This window comes from Candidatus Uabimicrobium amorphum, from assembly GCF_009002475.1.
Taxonomy (GTDB): Bacteria; Planctomycetota; Uabimicrobiia; order Uabimicrobiales; family Uabimicrobiaceae; genus Uabimicrobium; species Uabimicrobium amorphum.
On record NZ_AP019860.1, the window covers coordinates 7,614,806 to 7,630,119 of the forward strand.

A 15,314-nucleotide genomic window follows, 5' to 3' on the forward strand; every position below is an offset into this window, starting at 1 on the left:
TTCTTTTCGAACTACCCCCTCCGCAAAAAAAAGCATACTGTTAACAGTGTTAAACGGTATGCTTTTTGCTTTGAATTTAGTCCATCTCAAGCATTACAAACAACACAGAGTATTCCCATACACTTCGTAGTGTCTGAAATTACCGTGCAAACTCCTAAATAGGAGTTTTTATAGTCACTCGTACTCGAAACAAGGATCAAAAATTATGCGCGCGAGATGGAACTCTCGAATTATTTTTCTTTTTGCTGCGATTGGTAGCGCAGTTGGATTAGGTAACGTATGGCGGTTTCCTTACTTGGCATATGAATATGGTGGTGGAGCCTTTCTCATTCCTTACCTACTGGCGTTGTTTATACTAGGTATCCCTCTATTGATTTTGGAATTTGCCATCGGACAAAAATTTCAAAGCGGAGCAATTTCTTCTTTTAAAGCCATTCACCCACGCTTAAGAGGTATTGGCTTTATGGCGATATTTTCAGGTTTCGTGGTTATGGTCTACTACTCCGCGGTTATGGCATGGACGTTGGTATTTTTATTTGATTCTTTCCAGTCCCCACTGCCTTGGGCCCAAAACTCCGAAACGTACTTTTTTCAACATGTACTTAATAAGTCAGAGTCAATCAGCCAACTAGGGGGAATCAGTCCCGCATTATTTACTGCTCTTTTACTCACTTGGGTTTCCATTTATCTTTGTGTACGCAAAGGAGTAAAAAGCGTTGGGAAAGTGGTGGTCATTACCATGCCACTACCCATTATTTTCTTAGTAATACTTTTTGTCCGCGGCATGACACTCGACGGGGCATGGAGCGGAGTTATATACTACATATCGCCAGATTTTTCAGCTTTATTTGACACCAAAATATGGTTGGCCGCCGCCTCTCAAATCTTTTTTTCTCTCAGTCTCGGCTTTGGAATTATGATCGCTTATGCCAGTTATAATAAAAAAAACCAGGATATTGTCGGCGATGCTCTCATTACAGGGGTCACCAATTCATGCATTAGTTTACTCTCTGGTTTTGTGGTATTTTCCGTCATTGGTTTTATGGCAACACAAGTAAACGCCAATGTAAAAGATGTGATTACCTCTGGACCAGGATTGGCATTCGTCGTATTTCCCAAAGCGTTGTCGTTAATGCCTTTTGCCTCTTTTTTTGCCGCTCTGTTCTTTTTAATGCTACTTACATTGGGAATAGATAGTGCTTTTTCTCTTGTTGAAGCGATCAATACCGTGATTGCCGATGTCAAAAAAGTCTCGATGCACTACATTGCTCTTGTCGTATGTAGCGTCGCTTTTGTCTGCGCCTTACTTTTCGTTACCGATGCTGGACTGTACTATTTGGACATATTCGATCACTTTATTACCAATTTTGGTCTAGTTACCGTGGGAATTTTGCAGTGTATTGTGGTAGGATGGATTTACGGAGCACCCAAACTACGTGAGTACGTAAACAGTGTCAGTACTTTAAAATTAGGAAAGTGGTGGGATATCATGATTTGTTACATTATTCCCATCATTCTCAGTACTTTGATCGTCATTCAATTTAATAAAGAACTGCAAGGTTCGTACAACAATTACCCCATATGGGCTATATACCTGGGGGCTTCGAGTGTTGTCATACCTATTGTCATTTTGATTTTAAGCATGATTTTTACCACAAAAGAAGAAAGCAATGAGTCAGCTAACTAATTTAGTGAAAAGTAGTTTCACTGTCGCTTTAGAAAATATACCTGTTGCGGGAAAAATTTTCCAAGTAATCCGCGAAATGAATGAACAAAAAAATTGGCAAAAACTACAAAAACAAACGATCGACAACAACCAAAATCTAAAAAAGGTACTAGAGACGATTAACAACATTGAAAAAGGTGTTGAATCGGTAAACAAGACGATTCGCAATCTTAAGCAGTACGACGCCAACCACGATTTTGTCATGTTGCCTAAACTGTTATACGAAGAGCGTGCCTTCCAAGATTTTTGGTTGCATCCACAGGAATATGGCGGGATAAAAGAACCTCTGGCAACAGCACAAAAAAAGCCAAACTATTTTTCATTTATCATGGCGGATATGTTGGGGGAATTTTCTGTATACCATATCCCTATTCAAATATTTGGTCTATTATTGCAAAACCAAGCTTTACAAGGAAAAAGTTGTCCAAAAGCTTTTGGCATCGATCCTATTTCGCAAACACAGTGGGTTACTCAAAACGAAAACGTCGTGTTACCAAAAAATACACCTCCGTCATTTAACTCTTATGAAGAAAGTATAGCAGTCGCAAGTACTAATTATGATGAGAGCGAGCCAATTTTCAATCCTTACATTGGTAAACAAGAACGGAAAATGGCAAGCCGCTTGATCGCAATAACCAAGGAATTTAGCGGACGCAATGACGTCAATGAATATACGTCTTTATCTGAATATGGTTTGGATGATTTAGACTTTGTCGAAATTTTGATGGAAGCAGAGGAAGAATGCGACTGTACATTTGATATTGATCCAACATCACCGTTGCCCACAATATGTGACATTTTAAAAACGCAAATGTAAAGTTACAAAACGCAATTTCAATGGGAGAAAAATTATGTCTTTGTATATAGCAAAAATAATGGGACCTATTCTAGCAGTTGTTGCCGTTAGTCTCTTATTGCACCGCGAACGCTATGTTGCCATTGTAGATGGCTTTCTAGAGAATCCGGTGGTGTGGTACGTGGTTTCGATATTGACGATGATGTTTGGTCTCATTATGGTAAATGCCCACAACCACTGGATACTTGGCTGGGAAGTAATTCTTACTTTTTTTGGTTGGATGGGACTCGTCAAAGGAGTACTTTTACTCATAATACCACAGCAAATCATCAACCTAGGTACTATACTAAAAAGTAGTAAAACTCTTCCCGTGGCGGGCGTTGTGTATCTGGCACTAGGAATTTTTATTAGCCTAAAAGGCTACATAGTTATTTAGATGGCCTACGTTTGCAAACATCAAGGATGTTTGCAAACACTTCCTCAATCGTCAAGAAGCTCGACAATCATATTGCCTTGTTCTTTACGTAGTACCATTCCCGCGCTATTTACCCAAGCATAAACAACTTCGCGTCCCAAAAGAATATCGATTTTCCACGTTTTGACTTGGCGATTGTTGTAAAATATCTTTTCTTCCCCCACTACCTTGCACTTCATCAGTAAAAACTTACCTGTGGTGGCATTGAACAGTTTTAAAATTGCAACATTATCTTTTGCAAGAGGAATAGACGAAATAAGGGTACAAAATAACCCCATGTTACTTGTTGCATACAAATACGTTTTGCTTTCTAGCTTTTTTTTCTGTGTACTCTTCCGCGCATTTTTCGCAAACTTTTGTACAATTTCATCCTCACTGAATTTACATGTCTGTGAATATTGAGTATCCTTATCACTACCTTTTAAACTGTACATATTGGGTAATACACTATCTGCTAACTTCCATTTAGTCGTTGTATTTAATCCCTGAAGATTTAATTTGGCATCAAAAGAGTACATTTGTTCATCTTTGCGAAAAGAAAATAAGTCGCTTCCAATATCCTTGCCGTTGTATAGGTAGCGATATTTATATACTGTATCTATTTTCATCACCGAGGAACTCAAGCTTTTAAGTGATACATACTTGATATTTTTAGGTATAGACTCTACTTGATCCACAACAGAAGAGTTCGCCAAATAGATGGTGCTCGCCGTCGATTTTGATTTTAAAACTTGCCCGTTGCTAATATCCATCCATAGTTTTTCTCGCTCACCAGAGTCTTGATTACTACGTGAAAAAACTGTGGCGTTGTAGGACTTTCCGTAGAAATTTAATCTTTCTGTTCCCAATTTTTCGTAGGAAACGGTTTGTACTTTTTTTAGTAGATCACTATAGATAGGATAGTCGCGTTTTTTTCCAGCGAAATTGCGAAGAAAATTGTAATAAGGATATACTTCAAACTGAATTTGTGGTGGTAATTTTATGGTTTTTAAACCACCCGATTTGGCAATAACTCGCGCGCGACCTTCTGTAACATAAGTGATCGCTCCGCCCTTAGTTGTTCCTTGCTCGAAATTATTGTCAAAAAAATAAGGCTTGTACTCCGCAGAAAATTTGATTTTCTCCTCATGCTTGTAATCGGCAAAACCGCCAATGAGCGTCATCCGAGCATACACAGAAGATTTACACAATGGATTTCCTTGTGGATCTTTTGCGATCTCAATGGCAGCATAACCCACTAATTGTTCTTTCATCTCGATAGCGTAGTAAATTTTTTGTTCTTTTCCCCAGTTAGCAAATAACAATCCCAAGCATGCAAAAACGAATATGATATGTCTCATGTTTTTAGCTTTCTAACTATGATGTGATAAATGGAATAAAAGTAGTTGGACATCACCTTAATTCTATTATTATTTTTTTCTGGCAAAAAGCGAAGGAAAAGTTTTTTTTAGAGGAAAAGTGTGAAATGAGCCAGTTTTCTGAGAAAACTGGCTAGGGTCTTGTATGAAATTTATGATTTTGCAGTTAAGGTATTGTGTGATTTATGATTTGATACAGTTAATCATTTCGTAATCTTTGCTAAAGTCATTGGATACGTTCCACCATTTGTTTGCCACAGTAGAGTACATACTGCGATAGTCCACGTGGTAGACTAAGTCACCTTTTTTGAGTTCGGTTAATTCTGGTTGTTTGCCGTATATACCTCCGCGAACTTTTCCCCCCATCATAAAGTGAGGAGCTGCGGTTCCGTGGTCGGTTCCTTTACTACCATTTTCGTATGCGCGTCTCCCAAATTCCGAATAGGTCATCACGAGAGTATCGTTCCATTTGCCCTTTTCGATAAGTGTTTTACGGAAGGAATGTAGCGCATTACTGAGTTGCTGTAGTAAACGATCATGTTTCGCTCTTTGTCCACTGTGCGTATCGAATCCACCGTGAGACACTTTGATCACCGCCACTGGAGTGTCACTTGTAATAATATTCGCCGCTATTTGTAACTGTTTACCTATTTGGCTTGGTGGAAATTGCGAACCAGCCATCGAGTTTTCCATTACTTTTTTCTCTAAATCTTGTGCAGCGGTATGAATATCTTGCTGAACTTTTAGTAAATGCTTCAGGGCGTTGTTATTTGTTTTCGCTTGTAGCTCCTTTAGTTTTTTCGCCTGCTGAAAAAACTGTTTTGGATTGCGCATAAAAATATTGCGCATATTTAGACCCGCAAGTGGACCACCTTCATTGTTACCTAAAATAATTCCGTCCGCGAGTAATTTTCCTGGGTCGCTTTCTTCAAATAAACGCGCGATCCACCCGTCTTGTAAATAATCGTTGCTATCAGAACCCGTTTCCCAAATCTCTATAGAACGAAAATGCGAACGGTTTGGTTCGGGATATCCCACACCACAAATTACCGCGAGTTCCTTTTCTTGCCAAATAGGCATAAATTTTTCCATCACTGGATTTAGACCAAGTTCAGGAGACAATTGCAAAACTTGTTCACGGCGCACTGCCAATTGTGGACGTAACTTATAATATTTTTCATCGCTGTATGGCACTACGGTGTTTAGTCCGTCATTTCCACCCTTGAGTTCTAAAAGAACCAATGTCTTGCTATTAATGGTTGGATCTGTTTTTTGCGCAAGAAGTTGCGGGGCAATTAGCGATAGACCAGCTATTTTAATGAAGTCTCTTCTGTTCATGCATACATTCCTTTATTTTAATTGGTAACTTAAATCTAAAACAAAACTTTTGATATGGGCAAGAAGTTCTTTGGATTCCGATTTATTTACTGGATCTGCGGCGAGAAGCGTGAGCTGTACTTTCTGCATCTTTTCTTCTGACGTTAAACCAATCCACGACGACATTTTCATTTTTTTGTCTAAATAATCCCAAACCCAAAAACGCTGCATGAACATATCGTTACCGCGAAGTGCTCTTTCTAGCATTTGGCGACGATTGAGTAATGTGTGACTTGTAATCCATTCGTTTCCTCCTGGCCATCCTTTTACATTGGGAGGATCAAACAAATCTTGTCCAAGTTGTTTACCATATTGAACCAATTGACGATGGTTGGTCACATGAACTTTGAACATGCGTAGAGTTCCAACAATAAGTTCCACGGGCGACTTTATTTGCTGTGCGTAATTCTCGCGACTACGAAAATGCTCTGACAAAAATAGCGCGCGAAGTAGCGGCAACATTTCATAATCGCTGTCTACAAATATTTTGGCTAGCCTATCCACCTCTTCTTTTACTGGAGCAGGGGAAATAAACTCTATCCACAATTTGTTTACCATATACTTTGCCACTTGTGGGTTAGTAAAAACGATATTTACAATATCTTCTCCGTTAAAATTTCCCACTTGTCCCATAAATTTTTTGTCACCCGCATCGTGAAAGCGCTCATTAAATTGATATAAGCCATCTCTTTTACTCACCATCCATCCGGTGAATGCACGAGCACCTTGTTTGATGTCTTCTTCTGTATAGTTTCCTTCGCCTAGGGTGAATAACTCTAGTAATTCGCGCGCAAAGTTTTCATTTGGTTTGCCTTTGCGATTGGTTTGGTTGTCAAGGTATAAAATCATGGCCGGGTCTTTGGCAACGGCCTGTGTTAAATCGCGAAAATTTCCCTTAACGTATTTACGAAACAACATATTTTGTTGGTAAAGCAAATAAGGAAACTTTACTTTTTTTAAACTGGAAGTAAAATGGTTGTGAAGAAATAGCACCATGCGTTCTGTCAAAGGTGAATCGGTGTGAATCATCTGTTTGTACCACCACATCTTGAGATGTACACCCTTTTGATTTCTTCTTTGGCGCATTAGTCTTCGATACTGTTTTTTTTGATCTTCAGACATTACTTGTAGTAGCGCTTTGTTTTTTCGAGGCTTTACTTCGGGAAGTTGTGTTGTCCATTCTGGAGAGTCAATCATTGACCCATTTCCCAGCCCGGAGAGCAACTGATCCACCGCTTGTTCATAGGTAAGAGGTAGTATCTCTTCAATTTCAGCAGGAGTCCCGCCAAAGCCTGTACGACTTAACAAATGTCTTGCTTCATCGTATTCTAAAGCACATACTGCCATAGTAAAAAAAATTATGATTACGAAGTGTTTTATATGCATTTGTATTCCTTTTACATCTCTATCGTGTTTAAGAGTATGGTTGTAACAGTGTTTGCTATTATAGTGTACGCATCTTGATCTCTACAGTGAAATTTTTAGGAAGTTTTTCATGAGCAACAAAAATTCAGGTAGGAAGAAATTCATGTATATTTTAGGACTTATCTTTTTATTACTCATCGTATATGTAGCAATTATATACCTGTTTTTTCCTCAGCAGGTACTGAACTTCAACTATAAAATCTTTCAATGGAAAGCAGGACTTACCAAAAAAAGTATCACCATCGACGACTACGAGGTCACTTACTACGATGGTGGACATGGTGAAAATCTAATTCTCATTCATGGTTTTAGCGATAGCAAGGCCTCTTTTTTACAGGTAGCGAAGTGGTTGACAAAAAAATATCGCGTTATTTTACCTGAAGTTCCTGGCTTTGGAATAACAGCTCGCGATAAAAATCGCCGTTATGGCATACGTGATCAAGTCGTCTTTTTTCACAAGATGTTTGAGAAATTGCAAGTAAAAGAGTTTCACCTTGGGGGAAATTCGATGGGCGGACACATCAGCGCCGCATATACATTACAATATCCTGAGCAAGTCAAATCTCTACTACTTCTAAACGCCGCAGGAGTGACAGTAATCGATGGACTCCCTTACCAACCAGCCCCCAAGCCTGTTGAAACGATGGAAGAACTGAATGAATACATGACGTATTTATTCGTCGAGCGTCCGTTCATGCCTGGTTCGGTCCAACGACTTTTTATCGAAAATTCACAAAAAAACTTCGAGTGGTTAAACCATATGCGCAAAGAAATTCGCGAAGGGAAAGACATTATCCTAAATGAGCGCGTTCCGCAAATAAAGCAGCAGACTCTCATTTTATGGGGAGATAGCGATAGAGTTGTGGTTCCCCAAGTAGGTGAACGCTATCATAAACTTTTGCCAAACTCGCAACTAAAGGTCATGAAAAATTGTGCACATGTTCCGCAATACGAACGTCCACAAGAAACCAGCGAAATACTACTCGCCTTTTTACAGGAAATTAAGTGATGGATGCCGGCCTGTGTGACCACTGCCAACATGTGAAGAAAATTATAAACAGCCGGGGAAGTACGTTTTACTTGTGTTTACTTTCACAAAGCGACGAGCGTTTCCGCAAATACCCACAGTTACCGATGGTGGAGTGCCCTGGTTATCAACCTCAACCAAATGAAAATCAAAGTTAGACTCTTTAACGTACGATGCCCCCGGTGGGGCATCAAATACTAATATATCTCTACCGTACAATTTTCATTTTTTCTTCAATAATTTTTGCGTAGATTTTATTTTTGAACGTAGACTTTGTGCAAGATTCGCATATTTATTTCTCGCGATTTGCAACCCCTTGCGGTAATTTTTTATTGCCACGAAATATTTCTTCTTTTTAAAAAAGCAGTCACCAAGTAAGGAATATACATCACCCATCATCTTGTCATCTTTTTTTTCTCTGTAAATGTACTCTTCGAAATCATCTATCGCCTTATCTATATTCCCTCGGCGTTTATACAATGTCCCGCGACGAAAGTAAGTCCGAGTATAATTACCATCCACCTTGATAGCCTTTGTATATTCTGCAATAGCTTTCTCGTACTGCCGAAGCTTTCCATAATTATAACCGCGTAAATACAATAGTGCTTTGTCTTCTGGTGTTTTCAGTAAACCTTTACTACAAAACTCTATCGCTTCATTGTACTTCTTTTGCGCACTTAGTATTTTGCCACGCAATTGGTGAATACCAAAATGATCGTACTTTTTTTCAAAAAATTTCGTGGTAAGTTCCAATGCTTCCGAGTACTTACCTTGTTCATACTTAACGTATGCAATTAAATAACGAGCATGGATACCATCCGGATCTAATCTTAGCATTTCCTGACAATCGCGAAGTGCTTCATCGTATTGACCTAACATACGATGTATATATTGTTTATCGCCATATAACAAAACAAATTCTTCTTTTTTAAGGAGCTCTTTGTACAACAAAATACCAATTTTGGGTTCTATGCGCGACGCAAAATACGCGTCGAGAAATTGCAGCGCAACAGCACGACTTTTTGGTAACAAATTTCGAGGAGCAAATGGGGAGACTTCGATAATTAATGTCGCCAATCGTTCTCTATTTCTCATCAATATTTCGCTATCTTGCATTGATTGATTTCCTGCAAAAAACTCTATTAAACTCAACATTTTTTCTAGAGAGAATTGGTAGGTATTTTCGATTTGAATGACCTTGTCTTTTAAATTTTTTTTCTCTTTCACTAGTAAGTCATTACTATTCCGTAATTGTTTTTGCATAAACAACAAAAATCCAGACATAACTACTAAAAATGCCAAAAAAACACCAATCATCAAAAACAGCATCTTGTTTTGTGCAAATAATTTTTGCCACTTAACAATCGTAGTGTATGGTTTTGCTGTTACAGGCTTACCTTGGAGAAAGTTATCTAAGTCATTCTCAAGACTTCTCGCTGTTTGATAGCGTAGCTGTGGTTTCTTGTGTAGGCACTTCAAACAAATGGCTTCAAGATAAATAGAGATATCAGGGTTTAACTCTCGCGGCGCAACAGGGTCTTTTAGAACTAACTGCGAAAGAATATTCAAATAGTTATCTCCTTGAAAAGGAGGCATTCCAGTAAGACCTTCATATAATACTGCCCCCAAAGAATATATATCATTCGTCGGAGCGGTTTCTCCTCTGACTTGTTCGGGCGGCATGTATGCCGCAGTGCCAACGATAGCACCACTTTTTGAAAGAGACTTTTCGCTATTTCCACGATTTTTTGCCAAGCCGAAATCCATGAGTTTCGCCTTACCATCGCTCACAATAATGTTAGCAGGTTTAATATCGCGATGGATAATGCTTTGCTTGTGCGCCACACGCAGTGCCCGGGCAATTTGTATGACAATCTCCACAAGTTTTTGCGGAGAAAGTTTTTCGTAAATGAGTTCTTTTAGGGTTTTGCCCTCCAAAAACTCCATGGCTATAAATGGCACAGGGGAAATTCCCACTTCGTATATTTGCACAATATTTTCGTGATCCAGTTTTGCCATAGCACGCGCTTCACGTAAAAACCGTTCCACATCATGTTGCGATGTTACCTCATTCGTAATCACTTTTATGGCAACGGTACGCTGCAACTTTAAATCCACAGCGCGGTAAACAGAACCCATTCCACCTTCACCAATTTTTTCTTGTAATTGGTAGTGCGCAAATTGCTGATTTGGTTTCAAACTTGTATCGCGAAGCATATATTCACTTTCTGTAAATTTAAAATGAACCTTTACAAACTCTACTTTTGTTATTTCTGTCTTTTTGTTATGTGTCTTTTGGTCTTGGCGATTTGTTTCAGAATATTGGTTTTCATCGCTTTATCGATTTTTGGGTTTTGTAATACTTTCTCCCAATATGTGATCGCACGTTTAAACTCTTTCTTCTTGTGGAAACAGAGCGCTATTTTATTGTAGCATACAAAAAGCATCTTTTTATTTTTTTGCGGCGCTTTCACATATTTCTGATAGTTATCAATCGCAACGGAATATTTTCCCTTTTTTACGTAAATATCTGCCAGGCGAACATAAGTGTCAATAAAAGTGCGATCTATCTCCAGAGCTTTTTCGCAGTCAGCAATGCCTTTGTCGAATTTTTGTAATGCTGCATAGCAAGAGCTACGTTGGTAATACAACTGGGGTTTTATGTGAGTAGCATTATTGATTTCAGTATTAAAAACGCGAATTGCGTCCTTATGTCGACCTAAGGCGTGAAGTATCCTACCACGAAGCAAGGCGATATCAATGTGTTTTGGATTCTTTTTCCGTAATATATTTATTCTTTTTAGGGCCCGATGGTACTTCCCTTCGAGGAATAAAATAAAAGCGATCAAGTAGTACGGGTGGGTACTACTGCGATTTAGTTGCAACATTTTTTTGCAATCATCTAAGGCTTGTTGATACTCTCCTTTTGAGCAGTGCAAGGCTTGTTTTTCAATATACAACATCATAAATGATGACTTCTTCGCCAAATTTGCGTACAATTTTGTCCCGTCTATGGGAAGACCTAACCGAGTTTGAAAATAAATCATTAAAAATTCGTTGGCGATTTCTTTGTCTGTGGGAAGTAAATTTTTCGGCGCATAACGCGCAATTTTTACCATAAAAATGGCCAATTCATCTTTTTTACTAAGAAGTTGCGGTTGCTGTAGTCCTATTTTTTGAAACAAAGTCAGTATTTCCTGAACGGAATATTGATAAGAATTTTCAAGTTGTATAATTTGTTGATCGCGCTGCCGCGTTCGTTTTTCAGCAACTTTGTTAACTTCAATCAACTTGGCATTTGCTTGTTGTAGATCATAACCACGGCGCAATACAACAACAAACATGGTGGAAAGTCCTAACATAAAAAGCGCAATCACAGAAAACAGTACTTTATGTTGAGCTAGTGACTTTTTCCATCTTTCAATATTTGTATATGGTTTGGCAACAATCGGTTGCCCATTCATAAAATTTACCAAATCTTGCTTTAGACTTTTCGCACTTTGATATCTGTACTGAGGTTTTTTGTGTAGGCACTTTAGACAAATGGCTTCGAGATAGATGGAAATATCGGGATTGAGATCTCGCGGTGCAACGGGATCTTTCAAAACCAACTGCGAAAGAATGTTGAGATAATTGTCTCCTTGAAAAGGGGGCATACCAGTAAGCCCTTCGTACAAAACCGCTCCCAAAGAATATATATCGTTCGTTGGTGCTGTTTCTCCTTTGACTTGTTCAGGAGGCATATATGCCGCTGTACCAATTATTGCGCCACTTTTCGAAAGTGATTGTTCCTGACTTTCTCGATTTTTGGCCAAACCAAAATCCATGAGTTTTGCCTTACCATTACCCACAATAATATTGGCAGGCTTAATATCACGGTGGATGATGTTTTGCCGATGGGCAACAATGAGTGCCTGCGAAACTTGAATGATGATTTCGACAAATTGTTGTGCGGGTAATTTTTGCTGAATAAGTTCCTTTAACGTTTGCCCTTCCAAAAACTCCATGGCTATAAATGGCGCAGGGGAAATTCCCACTTCGTATATTTTGACAATATTTTCATGATCCAGTTTTGCCATAGCACGCGCCTCGCGCAAAAAGCGTTCGATATCTTGTTGCGAGGTAACTTGGTTGCTAATAAACTTGATGGCAACCGCGCGTTGTAATCTCAAATCTATCGCCCGATAAACAGATCCCATTCCCCCTTCACCTATTTTCTGTTGTAGCTGATAGTGAGCAAATTTCTGATTTGGTCTTAGGTCGTGAAGCATGTAGTCTCTTTCTGTTTTGATCTGGAAGCGGTTTGCAATTGTGTTGAATATACACAGGTAAATCTTTATAATAATATAGCTTATGCAAAAAAAGTAAATTAAAATTACATGAAATCTATTATCAGGGGAGAAAAGTGCGGTATTTATTCACTTTATTATGCATGGTATGCTTTGCCATACCAGCATCTGCCGATCAATTTCTCGTGGGAACCGGTATTTACGATGTGACAGGTCCTGCAGGAGATGTTACTATGGCAGGATTCGCGCGCATGGAAATGAAAACCGGCGGTATACATACGCGTTTGCGCGCTAGAGCTTATGTTATCGAAGCCAATAACACACGTATTGCATTTGTATGTAGTGACCTATGGGCGATTCCCCAGGGAATAAAAATAAAAGTTGTCGAAAAACTACAAAAAATGTACGGAGACACTTACAACGTAAAGAATGTCATGCTCAATGCCAACCACACTCACAGTGGTCCTGGTGGTTATGCCTGGTATACGCTTTACAACACCTACATTTTGGGATTTAGCCAACGCAATTTCGACACCATTGTCGCTGGCATTTGCGAAGCCATTTCCCGCGCACACAACAACGTTGCTCCCGCAAAAATTTTTATGGCGCAAGGCACACTAAAAGGTGCAGCGGTAAACCGTTCGTTAGAAGCGTATATGGCAAATGTCGATGCCAACCTTCATACACCTATTGATGAAACCATGACAGTGCTCAAGTTTCAACGCCCCGGTGGCAAAGAAATCGGTATGATCTCGTGGTTTGGCGTACACACCACTTCGGTATTCTTCGCACATCCCGACGCCGGAAATCCCGATGAAGACAACACCAATCGCTTGATTTCTAGCGACAACAAAGGATGGGCCGAACGCCTATTTGAGATGAAAAAAGACACCGACTACACCACAACCGAGGATACATTTGTCGCGGCGTTCGCCAATAGTACTCTGGGAGACGTTAGTGCCAACGTTGTCGGTAACATGGATGGCGGCGGAATCAACGACTACGCAAGTTGCTCGATCGCCGGCAAAAAGCAGTTCGACAAAGCATGGGAATTGTATCAAAATGCCACCACCGAACTACAACCGACCATTCACTTTCGCCACATATACAGTGATTTCTCAGATTTAACCGTTAAGGCCAAATACACCGACGGCATTCGCGACTACAAAACCACCTTCGCAGCACTAGGTATTAATTTCACCGCAGGAGTAGAACGCGATGGACCGAGTAACCTACCTTACATCAAGGAAGGTTTGTACAAAGGTAAATACGACCCCACCCATGGAACCAAAATCATTTTCCTAGAAACCGGAAAATTTTCCACACCATGGACCCCAGAAGTGCTTCCGATACAGTTGTTCACCATCGGTAACCTAGGTATTCTAGGTGTACCCGCTGAAACCACTACACACGCGGGAAGACGCATGCGCAAAGCCGCAAAAGAACACTTGCAAAAGATAGGCGTTGACACCTGCATCATTTCTTCACCCACCAACGCTTTTGCCAACTACGTTTCCACACGTGAAGAGTACAACCAGCAACACTACGAAGGTGCTTCCACACTATTCGGACAATGGACATGCGCCGCGTACCAACAACTGTTCGCAGAATTGGCAGAGTCTATCGCAGAAAATACCCAACTTCCACCAGGACCAACCCCACGCGACTTAACCGGCAAGCAAATGCCTCTTGACGAGTCGCCTTACGACGAAGCGCCTTTTCTTGGAGAGTTCGGTGACATCGCCGAAAAAATGCCCAAAGAAGTCGAACGCATGAGTGTGGTTTCCATGAAGTTTTGGGGAGCCAATCCACGCAATACCTTTAAAACAAACGACAGCTTTTTCGTCATTGAACGCAAAGTAGACGAGGACAAATGGGTTCCGGTAAAATTCGACTACGATTTGGACACCGCGTTCTTATGGCACCGTATAGGGCAACACCAATCGCAAATCGAAGTGATCTGGGATATCCCTGCGGATGCACCACTGGGAACGTATCGCATATTTCACAGCGGAAAATACAAAGATTCATGGACACAAGAGCTCACACCTTATTCGGGATTCTCCAATGAATTCTCGGTTGTGCCATCGAAGAGCATGTGGATTTCGCATTGTTATGCAAGTGGTAATACCATCCATTTTCGTTTGGAATACCCAGGTGCTACCGAATACGACCTTTCTCATAAATTAAAGTACGTGAACAACGGCGTCATTCGTTTTACCGCAAACGGTGAGCGTAAAGTATACGAAGCCAAACCGAGTAAGAACGGTGATGGATACTTTAGCGCACAAATAGATGTAAAACCTACCACAATAACCGTTCCTGCGGGTTATGCACAAGACCAACACGGCAACGGTAACGAGGAGTTTTCTACGGGGCGTTTGCGCAAGTAAACGCGTCAAATTAAATGTTGTGCGTATAATGCGCACAACATCAAAACAAAAAGAACGAAAACAAACGCATTACGCCTCTCCCGTGGGAGAGGCATGAGACTTGTTACTTTCAGCGAAGCTGAAATAGCAAGGCGATGGTGAGGGCACCAATCTGAAAACGAATCACTTTCCTCAAGTTGCTATTTACAATAGATAAACGTTTCCTATTCGCATTCTGTTATTCTAAACTTGCTATTGGTTTTACACTTCCATGTTGGTGCCCTCACCATCGAATTTAAGGTTTCAGCTTCGCTAAAAGCCTTAATTCTCATGCCTCTCCCACAGGGAGAGGCATAATACATCCAACTCGTACAAACAAAATTCAATTGAGTTGCGAGTCAAAAGTTGTACAGCATGATTAAGTTGAGTTCACATCGAAAAAAATACCTACTATCTAACGAAAGGGAAT

Annotated in this window: 11 protein-coding genes; 6 read left to right on the plus strand and 5 right to left on the minus strand. The window is 40.0% G+C overall.

Translation table 11 applies throughout. The features are described from left to right. Nucleotides 1-205: 205 nt before the first annotated feature. Genes UABAM_RS26560 through UABAM_RS26570 form a run of 3 tightly spaced genes read left to right on the plus strand, consistent with a single transcriptional unit; the run spans nt 206 to nt 2,958 of the window. On the plus strand, nt 206-1,687 hold the full coding sequence (locus UABAM_RS26560) for a sodium-dependent transporter (RefSeq protein ID WP_229759308.1): 1,482 nt from the start codon (nt 206-208) through the stop codon (nt 1,685-1,687). Next, the gene (locus UABAM_RS26565) at nt 1,671-2,543 is read left to right on the plus strand and encodes an acyl carrier protein (RefSeq protein WP_151971019.1); all 873 of its coding nucleotides are present in this window, start codon (nt 1,671-1,673) and stop codon (nt 2,541-2,543) included. Before UABAM_RS26560 ends, UABAM_RS26565 begins: the two co-directional genes overlap by 17 nt. A 34-nt stretch (nt 2,544-2,577) precedes the next feature. Then, entirely contained in the window at nt 2,578-2,958 is a 381-nt protein-coding gene (locus UABAM_RS26570) for a hypothetical protein (protein ID WP_151971020.1), read from the plus strand. A gap of 44 nt (nt 2,959-3,002) precedes the next feature. Here UABAM_RS26570 and UABAM_RS26575 read toward each other — a convergent pair whose 3' ends face one another. The 3 genes from UABAM_RS26575 to UABAM_RS26585 all read right to left on the minus strand — a co-directional run bounded on the left by UABAM_RS26575 (nt 3,003) and on the right by UABAM_RS26585 (nt 7,118). Continuing rightward, complete coding sequence (locus UABAM_RS26575; protein WP_151971021.1) at nt 3,003-4,337, minus strand: hypothetical protein; 1,335 nt, start codon at nt 4,335-4,337, stop codon at nt 3,003-3,005. Between the two features lie 201 nt (nt 4,338-4,538). Then, nucleotides 4,539-5,693 carry a DUF1501 domain-containing protein gene (locus UABAM_RS26580; RefSeq protein ID WP_151971022.1) on the minus strand — a complete coding sequence of 385 codons (1,155 nt, stop codon included), beginning with the start codon at nt 5,691-5,693 and terminating at the stop codon, nt 4,539-4,541. 12 nt (nt 5,694-5,705) lie between these two features. Then, nucleotides 5,706-7,118, minus strand: a complete 1,413-nt coding sequence (locus tag UABAM_RS26585; RefSeq protein WP_151971023.1) for a DUF1800 domain-containing protein — start codon at nt 7,116-7,118, stop codon at nt 5,706-5,708. Nucleotides 7,119-7,227: 109 nt separating this feature from the next. Between UABAM_RS26585 and UABAM_RS26590 the strand changes: the two genes are divergently transcribed. Continuing rightward, nucleotides 7,228-8,166 (plus strand): alpha/beta fold hydrolase, encoded by a 939-nt coding sequence (locus UABAM_RS26590; RefSeq protein WP_151971024.1) that lies wholly within the window; start codon nt 7,228-7,230, stop codon nt 8,164-8,166. Further along, nucleotides 8,163-8,342 carry a hypothetical protein gene (locus UABAM_RS26595; protein WP_151971025.1) on the plus strand — a complete coding sequence of 60 codons (180 nt, stop codon included), beginning with the start codon at nt 8,163-8,165 and terminating at the stop codon, nt 8,340-8,342. The genes UABAM_RS26590 and UABAM_RS26595 overlap by 4 nt, the downstream gene beginning before the upstream one ends. 64 nt (nt 8,343-8,406) lie before the next feature. Here UABAM_RS26595 and UABAM_RS26600 read toward each other — a convergent pair whose 3' ends face one another. Continuing rightward, the gene (locus tag UABAM_RS26600) at nt 8,407-10,401 is read right to left on the minus strand and encodes a protein kinase domain-containing protein (RefSeq protein WP_151971026.1); all 1,995 of its coding nucleotides are present in this window, start codon (nt 10,399-10,401) and stop codon (nt 8,407-8,409) included. Nucleotides 10,402-10,451: 50 nt separating this feature from the next. After that, nucleotides 10,452-12,455, minus strand: a complete 2,004-nt coding sequence (locus tag UABAM_RS26605; protein ID WP_151971027.1) for a serine/threonine-protein kinase — start codon at nt 12,453-12,455, stop codon at nt 10,452-10,454. A gap of 134 nt (nt 12,456-12,589) precedes the next feature. Here UABAM_RS26605 and UABAM_RS26610 point away from each other — a divergent pair, with 134 nt between their 5' ends. Beyond that, on the plus strand, nt 12,590-14,866 hold the full coding sequence (locus tag UABAM_RS26610; protein WP_151971028.1) for a neutral/alkaline non-lysosomal ceramidase N-terminal domain-containing protein: 2,277 nt from the start codon (nt 12,590-12,592) through the stop codon (nt 14,864-14,866). Nucleotides 14,867-15,314: the final 448 nt, after the last annotated feature.

What these genes read in the sequence shown, in the direction of transcription:
- UABAM_RS26560 (WP_229759308.1), top strand. Translation starts at nt 206, where the DNA reads ATGCGCGCGAGATGGAACTCTCGAATTATTTTTCTTTTTGCTGCGATT.
- UABAM_RS26565 (WP_151971019.1), top strand. Translation starts at nt 1,671, where the DNA reads ATGAGTCAGCTAACTAATTTAGTGAAAAGTAGTTTCACTGTCGCTTTA.
- UABAM_RS26570 (WP_151971020.1), top strand. Translation starts at nt 2,578, where the DNA reads ATGTCTTTGTATATAGCAAAAATAATGGGACCTATTCTAGCAGTTGTT.
- UABAM_RS26575 (WP_151971021.1), bottom strand. Translation starts at nt 4,337, where the DNA reads ATGAGACATATCATATTCGTTTTTGCATGCTTGGGATTGTTATTTGCT.
- UABAM_RS26580 (WP_151971022.1), bottom strand. Translation starts at nt 5,693, where the DNA reads ATGAACAGAAGAGACTTCATTAAAATAGCTGGTCTATCGCTAATTGCC.
- UABAM_RS26585 (WP_151971023.1), bottom strand. Translation starts at nt 7,118, where the DNA reads ATGCATATAAAACACTTCGTAATCATAATTTTTTTTACTATGGCAGTA.
- UABAM_RS26590 (WP_151971024.1), top strand. Translation starts at nt 7,228, where the DNA reads ATGAGCAACAAAAATTCAGGTAGGAAGAAATTCATGTATATTTTAGGA.
- UABAM_RS26600 (WP_151971026.1), bottom strand. Translation starts at nt 10,401, where the DNA reads ATGCTTCGCGATACAAGTTTGAAACCAAATCAGCAATTTGCGCACTAC.
- UABAM_RS26605 (WP_151971027.1), bottom strand. Translation starts at nt 12,455, where the DNA reads ATGCTTCACGACCTAAGACCAAATCAGAAATTTGCTCACTATCAGCTA.